The following is a 15,689-nucleotide window of genomic DNA, read 5'->3' on the forward strand; positions in this document are numbered from 1 at the left end:
TCGTCAGCCGCGCTCGCCGACCGGCGTGTAGTTGCGCCGGGTGGCACCCGTGTAGAGCTGACGCGGACGACCGATCTTCTGGGACGGATCGGCGATCATTTCCGACCACTGGGCGATCCAGCCCACGGTACGCGCCAGGGCGAACAGCGGGGTGAACATGGTGGTGGGGAAGCCCATCGCCTTCAGGATGATGCCCGAGTAGAAGTCGACGTTCGGATAGAGCTTCTTCTCAACGAAATAGGGATCGCTGAGGGCGATCTTTTCCAGCTCCATCGCGACCTGGAACAGCGGATCGTTGTGCACGCCGAGTTCGTCCAGCACTTCGCGGGCGGTCTGCTGCATCACCTTGGCGCGCGGGTCATAGTTCTTGTAGACCCGGTGACCGAAGCCCATCAGGCGGAACGGATCGTTCTTGTCCTTCGCCTTGGCGATATACTCGGGGATGCGGTCCGGCGTGCCGATCTGCTGCAGCATGTTCAGCGCGGCTTCATTGGCGCCGCCATGGGCGGGCCCCCACAGGCAGGCGATGCCGGCGGCGATACAGGCGAAGGGATTGGCACCCGACGAGCCGGCGAGACGCACGGTCGAGGTCGAGGCATTCTGCTCGTGATCCGCGTGCAGGATGAAGATCTTGTCGAGCGCGTTGGCGAGAATGGGCGAGACCTTGTAAGGCTCGCAGGGCACGCCGAAGGTCATGTAGAGGAAGTTCTCGCAATAATCGAGATCGTTCCGCGGATACATGAAGGGCTGGCCGATCGAATACTTATAGGCCATGGCGATGATCGTCGGCATTTTGGCGATCAGGCGGTGGCTGGCGACCAGCCGCTGGTGCGGGTCGTTGATGTCGGTCGAGTCGTGGTAGAAGGCCGAGAGCGCGCCGACCACGCCGCAGATCACCGCCATCGGATGCGCATCGCGGCGGAAGCCGCGGAAGAACATCGACAGCTGCTCATGCACCATCGTGTGATAGGTGATGGAGCGCAGGAACTTTTCCTTCTGCGCGCCCGTCGGCAGTTCGCCGTTCAGCAGCAGATAGCAGACTTCGGGAAAGTCGCTCTTGTCCGCCAGTTCGTCGATCGAATAGCCGCGATAGAGCAGCACGCCTTCGTCGCCGTCGATATAGGTGATCTTGGATTCGCAGGACGCGGTCGAGGTAAAGCCCGGGTCATAGGTAAAGTGACCGGTTTCCGCGTAGAGCTTGCGGATGTCGATGACCTTGGGGCCGACCGTCCCCTCCATCAAGGGCAACGCGATCGTAGTGCCACCATCATTCAGGGTTACTGAGGTCCGTTCGGCCATTCGCTGCACTCCGTCTAGCGCGTTCTGACTGGGGATTGACGAGAGCGGGACCGGCGTTGGGGGGAGCGGTCCCGAACCCTTCGGTTGAATTCGGCCCTATTATACTGCGAAGCTTTTCGGCACGAATAGGGCTGACGTGGCCGAGATGCATCTTTTCAAGTCATCGGCGGGCGCATGACTCCTAACGCCCCAGGGCATCGTCGATCCGGCCGAGGCTTTCGACCCGGCCGAGGATTTCCGCCACCTCGAAAATAGGCGGCGAGACATTGGAGCCGCTGAGGGCGGCGCGCAAAGGCTGGGCGAAATCGCCGAGCTTGGCGCCCGCCGCCTCCGCCATCGCCCTGGCCGCGCCCTCGATCTGGGCGGCCGAGAAACTGTCGAGATCGGCGACGGCGGCGCGAAGCGCGGCGAGCTTGTCCTTGCCATCGACCGACAGGATCTTCTCCGCCCTGGCATCAAGGGCGAGAGGCCGTTTCGAGACAAGGAAGCGAGCAGAATCAGTCAGTTGCACCAGGGTCTTGGCACGCGCCTTCAAACCGTCCATGGCCTTCGCGATTCGATCGAGGCCCGTGGCGTCGACCTCGATCCCGGCCTTGGCGAGATCGGCGGCGACGAGCCCGGCGAGGCGGGTGTTGTCGGCGACGCGCAGGTAATGGCCGTTCAGATTGTCGAGCTTGGCGAAATCGAAACGCGCGGGCGAGCGGCCGACGCTCTCCAGCCCGAACCATTCGATCGCCTGCTCGGTCGAGATGGTCTCGTCGTCGCCATGGCTCCAGCCGAGGCGGAGCAGATAGTTGCGCATGGCTTCCGGCAGATAGCCAAGGTCGCGATAGGCATCGACGCCAAGGGCGCCGTGCCGCTTGGACAGTTTGGCGCCGTCGGGGCCATGGATCAGCGGGATATGGGCGAAGGCCGGCACATCCCAGCCGAGGGCAAGATAAAGCTGGGTCTGACGCGCGGTGTTGGTCAGGTGGTCGTCGCCGCGAATGACATGGGTGATGTTCATGTCGTGATCATCGACCACGACCGACAGCATGTAGGTCGGCGTGCCGTCCGAGCGCAGCAGGATCATGTCGTCGAGTTCGGTATTGGGGAAGCGGACCTCGCCCTGGACAAGGTCCCCGATCACCGTCTCGCCCTCGCGCGGGGCCTTCAGGCGCACCGTGGGCTTCACGCCGGCCGGGGCCTCCGCCGGATCGCGATCGCGCCAATAGCCGTTGTAGCGCGGCGGCAGACCCTTCGCCTTGGCATCCTCGCGCATCGCGGTCAGCTCTTCGGGCGTGCAATAGCAGTAATAGGCCTTGTCCTCGGCGATCAGGCGCTGCGCCTGCGCGGCATGGAGCGGGGCGCGGGCGAACTGGTGCACGACATCGCCGTCCCAATCGAGGCCGAGCCAGCGCATCCCCTCGAAAATCTTTTCGATCGCATCATCGGTCGAGCGTTGCCGGTCGGTATCTTCGATGCGCAGGCGGAAGGTGCCGCCGAAGTGGCGGGCGAACAGCCAGTTGAACAGGGCCGTCCGCGCCCCGCCGATATGCAGGTAACCGGTGGGCGAGGGGGCGAAGCGCGTGATGATGGAGGACATGACCGACTGAAGCTGAATTTCGACTCCCGCTTCTTACCATGGCGAATTGCCTGATCACACCCCGTTAAGGGCTTGATACCATGCGTCGATAGTCGCATTCCGCAGGGCCGGCCTCTTGAAATTCGCGCTCAATCCCGCTGTCGCCCTGCTCGATCCCCTGGTCGGGATGCGCGACCGCTGGTTCCTGTGGCTGCCGGTCGGCATCGGCGCGGGCATCGCGCTTTATTTCGCCCTGCCGGTGGAGCCTTCACCGCTGGCTTCGGCATTGCCGGCGCTGGTCTTTGGCGCCGCCTATGTGGGGCTTCGCCGGCACAAGGGGCTGGCGGTCGTGCTTCTGGCCCTGTTGGCGCTGAGCCTCGGTTTCGGCGCGGCCAAATGGCGTGCCGAACGCGTCGGCACATCGGTCCTCGCCCAGCGTCTCGCCCCCCTCGAACTCGAGGCCCGGGTCCATGAAATGGAGGCCCGGCCGGGAGAGCGGCCGCGGGCGGTGCTGGGCGATATCCTGGGCGGCGATGGACATGCGCCGCTGCCCCGGCGCATCCGGGTCACCTTCGATCCCGACATGTTGGCGGCGCCGTTTCCCCCCGGCGCCCGCATCCGCTTCACCGGCATTCTGTTGCCCCCGCCCGGTCCGGTGATGCCCGGTGCCCCGGATTACGGCCGCAATCTGTGGTTCGACGGCATCGGTGCCGTCGGCTATGCCACGGCGGCGCCGCAGCTCCTCGCCGGGTCGGCCGGCGGCCTCGACGCCTGGCGCCAGCGGGCGGCGGACGGGCTGGTGCTGGCGATGCCGGCGCCGGAGGGGGGCATCGCCGCCGCCCTGATGCTGGGCCTGCGCGGCGCCGTGCCCGAGGCGGTGGAGGCGCGCTGGCGGGCGGCGGGCATTTCTCACATCCTCTCGATCTCGGGCCTTCATATCGGTCTTGCCGCCGGGGTCATCCTGTTCAGCCTGCGCCTGCTGCTGGCGGCGGTGCCCTTCCTGTCGCTGCGCTTTCCCGTGAAGAAATGGGCGGCGGCGGCGGCCATCCTCAGCGCCGGGGCCTATATGGTGGTCGCGGGCATGGATGTGCCGGCGCAGCGCTCCTTCATCATGACCGGGATCGTCCTCTTCGCCGTGCTGGTCGACCGCCTGGCCATCACCCTGCGCCTCGTCGCCATCGCCGCCGCCATCGTCCTGCTGATCGAGCCGGAGAGCCTGACCGCGCCCGGCTTCGGCATGTCCTTCGCCTCGGTCACCGCCCTTGTCGCGGCTTACGAGGCGGCGCGGACGCGGGTCGCGAGTTGGCGCGCGGGTGGCGGCTGGCTGCGCCGGGGTCTGCTGGCGCTCGGCGGTATCCTTGCTTCCAGCGTTATCGCGACGCTGGCGACCGCACCCTTCGCCATCGCCCATTTCGGCCGTTTATCGGTCTATGGCCTCGCCGCCAATCTGTTGGCGATTCCGGTGACCGGCTTCGTCATCATGCCCGCCGCGGTCGCGACCGCCGTGCTCGCGCCCCTCGGGCTGGAGGCTCCGGCGCTCGCCGTGCTCGGTTTCGGCATAAGGCTGGTCGACGACCTTGCCATCGCCATCGAGCCCCTGCCGGGCGCGGCGATGGCGGTGCCGGCCATGGGGCAGGGGGCTTTGCTGCTCTTTGTCCTCGGTGGTCTCTGCCTCTGCCTGTGGCGCGGCGGCTTTCGCCTGTCGGGCCTGCCCCTGATCGCGGCCGGGTTCGCGCTGTGGCTGGCGGGGACGATGCAGACCCCGCTTCTTCTCATTCATGGCGAGGGGCGGGCGGTGGCGGCGCCGGTCGGCGGCCGGCTTCTGGCGCTGCCGCCGGCCAGCCCCCGTTTCGTCGTCGAGCAATGGGCCGAGCGCCTGGGCCTGCCGGCGCCCGATATCCTGCCGGCGCGCGACGTCTGCCGCCGGGGCATCTGCACCCTGAAGCTGGGAACAGGAGGCGAAGTCACGGTGGCTTCATCGAGGGCGACGGAAGCACCCGCCTGCACCGCCGTCGTCATCCAGTTGAAGGACGAAGCCCTGGATTGCCCGGCGAACAGCCTCGTCCTGACCGGGAACGATCTCGCGGGCAGCGGTGTCCTCACCGTCGCGGTGGACGGCGAAACCCGGTCGGTGGAAGCAGGGCGGGGCCTGCGGCCCTGGACCCCGGCCTACTGGGCGCGGAGCGCGCCGACGGCTCAGTGATAGCGGCGGAACAGGCCGACCAGCCGGCCCTGCACCTTCACCCGGTCGGGCCCGAAGATGCGCGTTTCATAGGCGGCGTTGGCGGGTTCGAGGGCGATGGTATTGCCCTTGCGGCGCAGGCGTTTCAGCGTCGCCTCGGCATCGTCGATCAGCGCGACGACGATAGTGCCATTCTCCGCCGTGTCGGTCTGGCGGATGATGACGATGTCACCATCGTTGATGCCGGCCTCGATCATGGAATCGCCCTGAACCTCGAGGGCGTAATGCTCGCCCCGGCCCAGCATGGTGGCGGGCACGGTCACGCTGCGCGAATTATCCGACAGGGCCTCGATCGGCGTGCCGGCTGCGATCTTGCCATGCAGCGGCAGCGAGACGGCGGCCAGACTCTCGTCCGTGCGGGCGGCGGGCAGCGGGGTCGAGAAGGTGCCGGTGATCACCTTGCCTTCCGACGTCGCGATGCGCGGGGCGCGGGGCGCCTTGATCGGATCGGGCAGACGCAGCACTTCAAGGGCGCGGGCGCGATGGGCGAGGCGACGGATGAAGCCCCGTTCCTCCAGCGCGGTGATCAGGCGGTGCACGCCCGATTTCGATTTCAGGTTCAGTGCGTCCTTCATCTCGTCGAAGGACGGTGACACACCCTTTTCCCGCAGACGGGCGTCGATAAAGACGAGCAATTCATATTGCTTCTTGGTCAGCACGTCTTCGCCCCCCGTCAGAATCGCCTTGGGAACATAAAAGGAACACCTGAGATGTTCTATTTTGGTTCCCCCGGCCCGTCAAGCCGACAGTTTCTTGAATTTCTCGCAGGCGGCGACGAGGGCGGCGCGCACGCCGGGCTCGAAGGCATTATGGCCGGCATCGGGCACGATCTGATAGACCGCCTCGGGCCAGGCCTGATGCAGATCGTCGGCCGAGCGGATGGGGCAGACCATGTCATAGCGGCCCTGCACGATCACCGCCGGAATATGTCGGATACGCTCCACATCCTCGATCAGCTGGTTCGGGCGCAGGAAACTGTCGTTGATGAAATAATGCGCCTCGATCCGGGCGAGGCCGAGGGCGGTCACGTCATCCGCGAAACCCTGGACCACGGCGGGGCTGGGCAGCAGGGTCGAGCAGGAACCTTCATAGGTGCTCCAGCTGCGGGCGGCGGGCATATGCACGGCCGGGTCGGGATCGACCAGACGGCGGTGGTAATGGGCGAGCAGGTCGCCGCGTTCATCTTCCGGCAGGAAACCGGCGAAGGCGCGCCAGTTCTCGGGGAAAACTTCCCGCATACCATAGAGGAACCACTGAATTTCGCTCGGCCGGCACAGGAAGATGCCGCGCAGGATGAGGCCGACGACCCGGTCCGCATGAGCCTGCGCATAGGCAAGGCCGAGGGTCGAGCCCCAGCTGCCACCGAAGACCACCCAGCGGTCGATGCGCAGATGCTCGCGCAGGCGCTCCATGTCGGCGACGAGGTTCTGCGTCGTGTTGCCCGCGGTCGAGCCGAGCGGCTTGGAGCGGCCGGCGCCGCGCTGGTCGAAGACGACGATGCAATAGGTCTCGGGATCGAAGAAACGCCGGTGCACCGGTTTCGCCCCGGCGCCGGGGCCGCCATGGACGAAGACGACAGGCAGGCCGCGCACATTGCCCGAGACCTCCCAATAGAGGGAATGGCCATCGCCGGTGTCGAGGAAGCCCGACAGCACGGGGTCGATCTCGGGGTAGAGCTCGGTACGCATGATCAGCCTTCGTTACAGGTCGAGCGGAAGGGCATCGACGATGCCCCCCGCCTCGACGGCGGGTGCCAGGGGCGGACGGACGATCAGGGCCTGCGCGCCCGCGAAGGTGCGCAGCTGCGAGGAATCCTGCACCGGGGCCGGCCGGGCGACGGGAATGCCATCGGCGCCCGGCTCGACCGTCGCACGGATGTAGTCCTGGCGGCGATCGTTTGCCCCGATCGGGGTGGCGAGGCGCATCGGGATGCAGGACGCCTGCAGGCTTGGCCGGCCCGACAGGCGGTCGATGGCCGGACCGAGGAAGAGGAGGGCGCAGACGAGGGCGGACACCGGATTGCCCGGCAGGCCGAGCAGGGGCGTCGCGCCGAAGCGGCCGAACATCAGCGGCTTGCCCGGGCGCATCGCGATCTTCCAGAAGTCGAGATCGGCGCCGCCCCCGGCGAGGACGCGGGCGACGAGATCGCGGTCGCCGACCGAAGCTCCGCCCAGCGTGACCAGCAGGTCGGCGTCGACGGCGCCCGATGCCTTCTCGAGGATATCGTCCTCCCGGTCCCGGGCGATGCCAAGGTCGAGGGCGATGCCGCCCTTCTCGCGGATGAAGGCGACGAGGGCAGGGCGCGCGGCATCGACGATCTGGGCCGGGCCGCGGTGGGCGCCTGGCGGCACCAGTTCGTCGCCGGTGGCGAGCACGGCGACGCGCGGCCGCCGCACGACGGCGACATCGGGAACATCGGCCGCGGCCAGCAGGGCGACATCGCGGAAGGACAGCGTCCGCCCGGCGGGCAGCAATTCCTCGCCGGCCGAGAAGTCGAGGCCGAGGGGGCGAATGAACTGGCCGGGCCAGGTCTTCGCGGTCAGGGTCACCCTTCGGTCGCAGACGGTCGAGTTTTCCTGGATGACGACGGCGTCGGCCCCCTCGGGGATGGGCGCGCCGGTGAAGATGCGGACAGCCTCGCCGACATCGACCCTGCCCTTGAAGCCGAGACCGGCCGGCGCCTCGCCGACGATGTCGAGGGCGACGGGCGTTTCCGTCACGTCCTCGGCCCGCACGGCCCAGCCGTCCATGGCGGAAACCGGCACCGGCGGCTGGGTGCGGCGGGCGGCGACCGGCGCTGCCAGCACCCGGCCGAGCGCGCCCGAAAGCGGAACGATTTCCGCCGGCAGGGGCGAAAGCGCCGCCGTGATGCGGGCGAGGGCGTCCTCGACCGGGATCATGGCGCGGTCCAGTCCCCGGATTTGCCGCCCGATTTGGCGAGCAGGCGAAGGTCGGAAATGACGATGCCCTTATCGGCGGCCTTGGCCATGTCGTAGATGGTCAGGGCGGCGATGCTGGCGGCGGTCAGGGCTTCCATCTCGACCCCTGTCTTCGCCGTCGTCTTCGCCGTCGCGGTGATCGTGACGGTGCCGGCCCCGGCGTCCAGCGCGAAGTCGATGCCGACGAAGGAGATGGGCAGGCCGTGGCAGAGCGGGATCAGCGTGTCGACCCGTTTCGCCGCCATGATGCCGGCGATCCGCGCCGTCGCCAGCACGTCGCCCTTGGGCAGGCCGCCGGCGGCGACAAGGGCGAGGACTTCGGGCTTCATGGTGACGAGGCCGCGGGCGGTCGCGCTGCGCGCCGTCTCCCCCTTGGCCGAGACGTCGACCATGGCGGCCCGGCCGTTTTCGTCGATATGGGAAAGCGCGCTCACGCCGCCTCGGTGCCGAGCAGGCGGCGGGTGGCGGCGGTCACATCCTGCTGGCGCATCAGGGATTCGCCGACGAGGAACGTCTTCACCCCGACGGCGGCGAGGCGCTGCAGGTCGGCATGACTCTCCAGACCGCTTTCGCCGACGCAGATGCGGTCGCGCGGCACGCGCGGGGCCAGCGTCTCGGCGGTGGCGAGATCGACCTTCAGGGTCTTGAGATTGCGGTTGTTGATGCCGATCAGACGGGACGGCAGTTTCAGCGCCCGCTCCAGTTCCTCGGCGTCATGCACCTCGATCAGGCTGTCCATGCCCCAGCCATGGGCGGCATCGACCAGCTCGCGGGCCAGACCATCGTCGAGCGCGGCCATGATGACGAGGATGCAGTCGGCGCCCAGCGCCCTTGCCTCCGGCACCTGCCAGAGGTCGACCATGAAATCCTTGCGCAACGCGGGCAGCGATACCGCCTCCCGCGCCTGCGTCAGATATTCGTGCTGGCCCTGGAAGGACGGCGTGTCGGTCAGTACCGACAGGCAGGCGGCGCCACCGGCCTCGTAAGCGCGGGCGAGCGTTGCCGGATCGAAATCGGCGCGGATCAGGCCCTTGGACGGACTCGCCTTCTTCACCTCGGCGATGAGGGCGAAACGCTTGTCCTGATGGGCCGCGGTCAGGGCGCGGGCGAAGCCCCGGGGCGCGCTGGCCGCGCGGGCGCGGGCTTCCAGCTCGGCGAGGCTGGACTTGGCCTTCGCGGCCGCCACTTCCTCGCGCTTGTAGGCGCAGATGCGGGCGAGAGTGTCGCTCATGGCTTGTTCGAGACCTTCACCAGGGTTTCGACCGCCTTCTTCGCCCGTCCGTCGTCGATGCAGCCTTGCGCCAGCGCGACGCCTTCCTTCAGGCTCGAAGCCTTGTCGGCGACCATCAGGCCGGCGGCGGCATTCAGGCAGACGACATCGCGATAGGCATTCTTCACGCCATCGAACAGCGCCCGCATGGCGAAAGTATTCGCCTGCGGATCGCCGCCCTTCAGTTCCGATGCATCGACCCGGGGCAGGCCGGCGGCCTCGGGCGTGATCTCGAATTCGCGGATCGTGCCGTCGGTGCCGAGTTCGGCGACATGGGTCGGCCCCGTCGTGGTGATTTCGTCGAGACCGTCGCTGCCGTGGACGACCCAGGCCTTCTCGGTGCCGACGACCTTCAGCACTTCGGCGATCGGCCGCACCCAGGCGGGCGAGAACACGCCGAGCAGCTGGCGCTTCACCCCGGCGGGGTTGGACAGGGGGCCAAGCAGGTTGAACAGCGTGCGGGTGCCGAGTTCGGTCCGGACCGGGCCGACGAAGCGCATGGCGCTGTGGTGATTGGGCGCGAACATGAAGCCGATGCCGGCCTTCGAGATGCAGCGCGAAATCTGCGCGGGCGACAGGTCGAGCTTCACGCCCAGCCCCGCCAGCACCTCGGCCGAGCCGGAGCGGGAGGAGAGGGCGCGGTTGCCGTGCTTGGCGACCGGCACGCCGAGCCCGGCGAGGACGAAGCTGGTCGCGCTCGAGATGTTCCAGGTGCCGGCGCCGTCGCCGCCGGTGCCGCAGACGTCGATGGCGCCGGCCGGCGCCTCGACCTTCAGCATCTTGGCGCGCATGGTCTCGACGCCCGCCGCGAGTTCGTCCACCGTCTCGCCCCGGATGCGCAGCGCCATCAGGAAGGCGCCGATCTGGGCGTTGCTGGCATCGCCCGACATCATCAGGTCGAAGGCATCGCGGGCCTTCTGGCGCGACAGCGGCTGGCCCCCCGCGACCTCGCCGAGGATCGACTTGAAGGCGGTCGTCGTGGGCGCCCGCATCTTGCGCTGATTGCCGGGCAGGGCATTGGCGAGGCCGAGGAAATTCTCCAGCAGCACCATGCCGTGCTCGCTGGCGATGCTTTCCGGGTGGAACTGCACGCCATGCACCGGGTGGACCCGGTGGGCGATGCCCATGGCGAGGCCGTCCTCGGTCTCGGCCGTCACGTCGAGGTCTTCCGGCATGTTCTCCCGGGCGACGATCAGGCTGTGATAGCGAGTCGCCCTGAAGGGTGTGGGCAGGCCCTGGAACACCGACTTGTTTCGGTGGTGGATGGCGCTGATCTTGCCGTGCAGGGGCAGGGGCGCGCGCTCGACCGTGCCGCCATAGGCCTGGCCGATGGTCTGATGGCCGAGGCAGACGCCGAGAATCGGGATCTTGTGGCCGAGGCGACGCACGACGTCGAGGCAGATGCCGGCCCGGTCCGGATCGCAGGGCCCGGGCGAGAGCACGATGGCGCGGGGCTTCTGGGCCTCCAGCTCGTCGACGGTGATCGCGTCGTTGCGCCAGACCTCGACCTTCGCCCCCAGCTCGCCCAGAAAGTGGTAGAGGTTGTAGGTAAAGCTGTCGTAGTTGTCGATCAGCGCAATCATCGGGCCTGTCCAGCATTGTACGGCCGCCGCAACCATCGCGGCGGGAAGGGCGATCCAACCGCCTGCCGTCGTCCCCGTCAAGGGCCGCAAGCGTCTGGCGGCCCCACGGCATTGTCGACCGGCGCCAATCGTGGCCCTATCAATGCTGATCTTCAGCGAATCGAAGGCAATGGCGAGCAGCAAGGGCAAGACAAAGCGGCCGGCAGGCCGGCGGAAAGGCAGCGGCCGGCGCCGGGGCGGCGTGCTCGGCAATCGTGCCGTGCGCCGGGCCATCGTCGGCGGCTGGGCCGTCGTCGTCGCCGTCGCGGTCGGTTTCCTGCTGATGCGCGCGATGGACGAGCGGATGCCCTCGATCCAGCCGATCGCCGCCCGCGATCCGGCGCCCGTTGCCCCGGTTCGTCCGTCGTCGCCGACCGATGCCGTCGACAGCGCGCCCAGGGTGACCGCCCGCCCGGTGGAGCGGCCGGCCGATATCGCCGCCGTGCCGCCGCCGCCGCCGGTCGCGGCCGAGGAACAGGCCTATGACAGCCGCCCGGCCTGGCAGCGCTTCGCCATGGCGCCGCCGGCCCAACTGGGCAAGAAGCCGGTGATCGCCATCGTCATCGACGATGTCGGCGTGACCAAGCGCGAGCTGGACAGCCTGCTGGCGCTCGATGCCGGGGTCACCTTCTCGATCATGGGCTATGCCGACAACATGGCCGATTTCGCCCGCAAGGCGCGGGCGGGCGGCCATGAGCTGCTGGTCCATGTCCCGATGCAGCCGGAGGGCAATGCCGATCCGGGGCCGAAGGCGCTGACGCTTGGCCTGTCACCGGCGGAAATCCGGGCAAGGCTGCGCTGGCAGCTCGACCGGCACGACGGGTTCGTTGGCATCAACAATCACATGGGCAGCCGCTTTTCGGCCGATGCCGCGGGCATGGCGGTCGTCATGGCCGAGCTGAAGGCGAGGGGCCTGTTGTTCCTCGATTCGCGCACCGCGGCCGGCAGCGTCGGCGAGGAAAAGGCCAAGGAAGCGGGCCTGCCCACGGCCTCCCGCGATGTCTTCCTGGACAATGAGATCGGCGCCAACGCCATCGAGGCGCAGCTGGTCCTGGCCGAGCGGCGGGCGCGGGACAAGGGCACCGCCATCGCCATCGGCCACCCGCATGAGGCAACCATCGAGGCCCTCGCGCGGTTCATCCCGCAGGCCCAGGCCCGCGGGATCGTCTTCGTGCCGGTCTCGACCGTGATCGCCCGGCGCTCCGGCCTCGACCTGCCGACGGCGGCGGCGGCCGGGGCCGCCGCGGGGACTACTGCCGGTCCCGGGAAGCGAAGCGAATTGCCTCCTCGGCCGCGCGGATGACCGCCCGCGCCTTGTTGCAGCTTTCCTGATATTCGGCTTCCGGATCGCTGTCGAGGACGACGCCGCCCCCGGCCTGAACCACCAGCGTGCCATCCTTCACGACCGCGGTGCGCAGCGCGATGCAGGTATCCATCGAGCCATTGGCCGAGAAATAGCCGACACCGCCGGCATAGAGATTGCGCTTCTCCGGCTCCAGCTCGTCGATGATCTCCATCGCCCGGACCTTGGGCGCGCCCGAGACCGTGCCCGCCGGGAAACCGGCCAGCAGGGCGTCGACCGCGTCATGGCGCGGGTCGATCTCGCCTTCGACGTTCGAGACGATGTGCATCACATGGCTGTACCGCTCGATCACGTTGCGCTGGGTGACCTTGACGGTGCCGACCTTGGCGACGCGCCCGACGTCGTTGCGCCCGAGGTCGAGCAGCATCAGGTGCTCGGCCAGCTCCTTCGGATCGTTCAGCAGATCCTTCTCGAGGGCGATGTCCTGGTCTTCGGTGATGCCGCGCGGCCGGGTACCGGCGATGGGGCGGATCGTCACCCGGCCGTCGCGCAGGCGGACGAGGATTTCCGGGCTGGAGCCGACGATGGAGAAGCCGTCAAGGTCGAGATAGAACATGAAGGGCGACGGATTCAGCCGGCGCAGCGAGCGATAGAGCGCGATGGGCGGCAGCGCGAAGGGCAGGCGGAAACGCTGGCTGGGCACCACCTGGAAGATGTCGCCAGCCGCGATATATTCCTTCGCCTTGGCCACCATCGCGTGATAGTCGCCCCGGCTCATGTTCGACTGCGGCTGGGTGATCTTGTGCTGAACGCCTGCGTCGCTACGGGTCACCGGCAGGTCGCGCTCGAAATCGGCAACCGTGTCGGCGATACGCTCGGCCGCGCGATTATAGGCGGCGCGGGCGTCGACCCCGGATTCGACCCACGCAGGCGAGACGACGGTGACGACATCCTTCACCGAATCGAAGATCGCCATGATCGACGGCCGGATGAACAGCGCGTCGGGAATGCCGAGATTGTCGGGATTGGCCGACGGCACCTTGGTCTCGACCAGGCGCACCATCTCGTAACCGAAATAGCCGTAGAGGCCGGACGCCATGGGCGGCAGCTCGTGCGGCAGGTCGATGCGCGATTCGGCGATCAGGGCACGCAGCGACGACAGCGTGTCGCCCGGGCAGGGCCGGAACTTGTGGCGGTCGGCGCGGGCGATACGGTTGATTTCCGCCTGATTCCCCCGGGCGCGCCAGATGATGTCGGGCTTCAGGCCGATGATCGAGTAGCGGGCGCGGGTGGCGCCGCCCTCGACCGATTCGAACAGGAAGCGGTAGGGCTCCCCGTCCGTCAGCTTCAGCATGGCCGAGACCGGCGTTTCCAGGTCGGCGACCAGCGTCGTCCAGACGACCTGCGGCTTGCCCTGTTCGTAAGCGTCGCGGAAGGTGTCGAAATCGGGCTGGATCGTCATGGCGTGGTCTGGCCGAGCAGGCTGTTGAAAACGGTTTCGTGGACGGAGACGCCATAGCGCCGCCGCAGGTCGGATTCGAAGACGGCGGCAAGATCGCCAGCGAAATCGGGCTTCAGCTTGTCGGCGACGGCCTTCACGCCATCGGCGTCGGCCGCGGGGTCCGCCGTCTCGATGGCGCGAACGGCGCCGACGACGATGTCCTCGCCATTGATGGCCGCTGCGGTCGCCGCCTTGCCCTGTTCCTTGCCGAACAGGCTTTTCACCAGATCGGGCGGCAGGGCGTTGAAGATGGGATCGTTGGCGCGAAGGCCGGGACCGACGGTGCCGATCGTCGTGCCGACGCTGGCCGCCAGGGCCTCGACCGGCTTGCCACTGTCGATGTCCGCCGCCAGCTTCTCCGCCAGCGCCTGCTGGCGCTTCTTGCGCTCGTCGGCCTGCCAGCCGGCAATCACCTCGGCCTTCACCGCATCGAGCGCCTTGAGCGCGGCGGGCGTCACCGCGTCGACGCGGGCGACCAGATAGCCGCCGGCGGCCGTGTCCATGATCTCGCCGTCTCGCCCGGTCTCGGCCTGGAACAGGTTCTGCATCAGGCCGTCCGCGGCCGGCAAGGTCACTGGCTTGCCTTCCGGATCGAGGCCTTTCGCGTCCATGGCGGCGATCTTGATCACTGGCAGGTTCAGGCTCTGGCCCGCTTCCTCGAGGGTAGCGCCACCGGCGAGGGCATCCTGCAGCGATTTGCTGATGCCCGCGACCTGCCCCATCGCCTCTTCGAGGGCGAGGGCGTCGCGCAGCTTGTCGTGCACGTCGGCGAGGGGGGTGACCTTGCCGGCATTGACCTTCTCGATCCAGAAGACATGCCAGCCCAGCGGCGTCTCGACCGGGCCGCCATAGGCGCCGTCGGCGGCGGCGAAGACCGCGTCGCCGAGCGGGGCGGGCAGGTCGGCCTTCTTCAGGGTGCCGAGCTTGGTATCAGCTTCCTCGCTGCCGGCAGCCTCCTTGGCGACGGTGGCGAAGACGTCGCCCTTCGTTAGCCGGGCGAGGGCGGCATCGGCCTCCTCCTTGGTCGGCAGCACGATCTGGGCGACTTCGCGGGTTTCCTCGGTGCCGAATTCGGCGAGGCGTTCCTCATAGGCCTCGGCGATCGCCTGTTCGGTCGGCTCCATCGTCTTGGCGACATCGGCCGGCTCGATCGACAGGATGGTGACGCCCCGATATTCGGGCGCGGTGAAGCGGGCGGGATTGGCCTGATAATAGGCTTCGGCCGCCGCCGCGTCGGGCGCCGGGATTTCACCCGCCGCCTTCGGCGTCACTGCGAAATAGTCGATGGAACGGCGCTCGTTGCGATAGCGGTACAGGGTCTCGGCGACCGCTGTCGGGGTGCGGGATCCGCCAATGGCGGGACCGAACAGCTGGGCGCGCAGCATTTCGCGCCCGACCTGATCGGTCAGCATCGCCTCGTTCATGCCGGCCTGATACAGCACCTGGGCGAATCGGCTGGCGTCGAACTTGCCGGAAATATCCTGGAACGCCGGGATCGCGGCGATTTCCCGGGCGATCAGGCTTTTCGGCGCGCGCAGGTCGAACTGGCGCGCGGCTTCCGATACGGTCGCGTCCGAGAGCAGCTGGGAGAGCACGGCGCCCTGGACATTGAAGGCCAGCGCCTGATCCCGGGTGAAGCTGCCGCCGAACTGGCTCTGCAGCTGGCGCACTTCGCGGTCGAAGGCGATCTGGAACGCCTGGGCGGGGATCTCCGTCTCGCCCACTTCGGCCACGGTCGTGTCCCGCCCGCTCTGGAACAGGCTGTTGCCCTGCCAGATGCCGATGCCGAAACTGACCATGAGAATGCCGAGGAAGACGCGGACGACCCAGGTCGACGCGCCCTTTCGTAGGGACTGGAGCATGATAAACCGTGTTCCTTCAGGCGGCCCGCCTGACCTGCGGGCGGCGCATGATAGGGGCGGGGCTTGACGGTCGCAAGTTTTGGCGGC

12 protein-coding genes are annotated in these 15,689 nt (G+C 68.0%); 2 read left to right on the plus strand and 10 right to left on the minus strand.

Translation table 11 applies throughout. The features are described from left to right. Positions 1–3 precede the first annotated feature (3 nt). Positions 4–1,299 carry a citrate synthase gene (gltA, locus tag DKG74_RS02460; RefSeq protein ID WP_109902215.1) on the minus strand — a complete coding sequence of 432 codons (1,296 nt, stop codon included), beginning with the start codon at positions 1,297–1,299 and terminating at the stop codon, positions 4–6. 181 nt (positions 1,300–1,480) lie between these two features. Continuing rightward, positions 1,481–2,884, minus strand: a complete 1,404-nt coding sequence (gltX, locus tag DKG74_RS02465; RefSeq protein ID WP_109902217.1) for a glutamate--tRNA ligase — start codon at positions 2,882–2,884, stop codon at positions 1,481–1,483. A gap of 115 nt (positions 2,885–2,999) precedes the next feature. Between gltX and DKG74_RS02470 the strand changes: the two genes are divergently transcribed. Continuing rightward, on the plus strand, positions 3,000–5,066 hold the full coding sequence (locus DKG74_RS02470) for a ComEC/Rec2 family competence protein (protein WP_109902219.1): 2,067 nt from the start codon (positions 3,000–3,002) through the stop codon (positions 5,064–5,066). Here DKG74_RS02470 and lexA read toward each other — a convergent pair. The 6 genes from lexA to DKG74_RS02500 all read right to left on the minus strand — a co-directional run bounded on the left by lexA (position 5,060) and on the right by DKG74_RS02500 (position 11,170). Next, positions 5,060–5,764 carry a transcriptional repressor LexA gene (gene lexA, locus DKG74_RS02475; protein ID WP_109902221.1) on the minus strand — a complete coding sequence of 235 codons (705 nt, stop codon included), beginning with the start codon at positions 5,762–5,764 and terminating at the stop codon, positions 5,060–5,062. The genes DKG74_RS02470 and lexA overlap by 7 nt on opposite strands. A gap of 78 nt (positions 5,765–5,842) precedes the next feature. After that, a complete protein-coding gene (gene pip / locus DKG74_RS02480) occupies positions 5,843–6,793 on the minus strand; it encodes a prolyl aminopeptidase (protein WP_423841689.1) in 951 nt (316 codons plus the stop codon). 12 nt (positions 6,794–6,805) lie between these two features. Then, positions 6,806–8,005, minus strand: coding sequence for a molybdopterin molybdotransferase MoeA (locus DKG74_RS02485; protein ID WP_109902225.1), 1,200 nt, complete (start codon positions 8,003–8,005; stop codon positions 6,806–6,808). Beyond that, positions 8,002–8,478 (minus strand): cyclic pyranopterin monophosphate synthase MoaC, encoded by a 477-nt coding sequence (gene moaC / locus DKG74_RS02490; RefSeq protein WP_109902227.1) that lies wholly within the window; start codon positions 8,476–8,478, stop codon positions 8,002–8,004. The genes DKG74_RS02485 and moaC overlap by 4 nt, the downstream gene beginning before the upstream one ends. Continuing rightward, positions 8,475–9,275 carry an indole-3-glycerol phosphate synthase TrpC gene (gene trpC, locus DKG74_RS02495; protein WP_109902229.1) on the minus strand — a complete coding sequence of 267 codons (801 nt, stop codon included), beginning with the start codon at positions 9,273–9,275 and terminating at the stop codon, positions 8,475–8,477. The genes moaC and trpC overlap by 4 nt, the downstream gene beginning before the upstream one ends. Beyond that, positions 9,272–11,170: a bifunctional anthranilate synthase component II/anthranilate phosphoribosyltransferase gene (locus DKG74_RS02500; RefSeq protein WP_341475838.1), complete on the minus strand. Its 1,899-nt coding sequence runs from the start codon at positions 11,168–11,170 to the stop codon at positions 9,272–9,274. The genes trpC and DKG74_RS02500 overlap by 4 nt, the downstream gene beginning before the upstream one ends. Between DKG74_RS02500 and DKG74_RS02505 the strand changes: the two genes are divergently transcribed. Continuing rightward, positions 11,067–12,239, plus strand: a complete 1,173-nt coding sequence (locus DKG74_RS02505) for a divergent polysaccharide deacetylase family protein (protein ID WP_165837490.1) — start codon at positions 11,067–11,069, stop codon at positions 12,237–12,239. The two genes, DKG74_RS02500 and DKG74_RS02505, sit on opposite strands and share 104 nt — an antisense overlap. Here the strand turns inward: DKG74_RS02505 and trpE are convergent. Together trpE and DKG74_RS02515 are read right to left on the minus strand one after the other, a co-directional pair. After that, positions 12,187–13,701 (minus strand): anthranilate synthase component I, encoded by a 1,515-nt coding sequence (trpE, locus tag DKG74_RS02510; protein WP_109902235.1) that lies wholly within the window; start codon positions 13,699–13,701, stop codon positions 12,187–12,189. The genes DKG74_RS02505 and trpE overlap by 53 nt on opposite strands. Then, positions 13,698–15,602 carry a peptidylprolyl isomerase gene (locus DKG74_RS02515; protein WP_109902237.1) on the minus strand — a complete coding sequence of 635 codons (1,905 nt, stop codon included), beginning with the start codon at positions 15,600–15,602 and terminating at the stop codon, positions 13,698–13,700. Before DKG74_RS02515 ends, trpE begins: the two co-directional genes overlap by 4 nt. Between the last annotated feature and the right edge of the window lie 87 nt (positions 15,603–15,689).

Origin of the sequence: Zavarzinia aquatilis, assembly GCF_003173035.1 — a bacterium.
GTDB classification, from domain to species: Bacteria; Pseudomonadota; Alphaproteobacteria; order Zavarziniales; family Zavarziniaceae; genus Zavarzinia; species Zavarzinia aquatilis.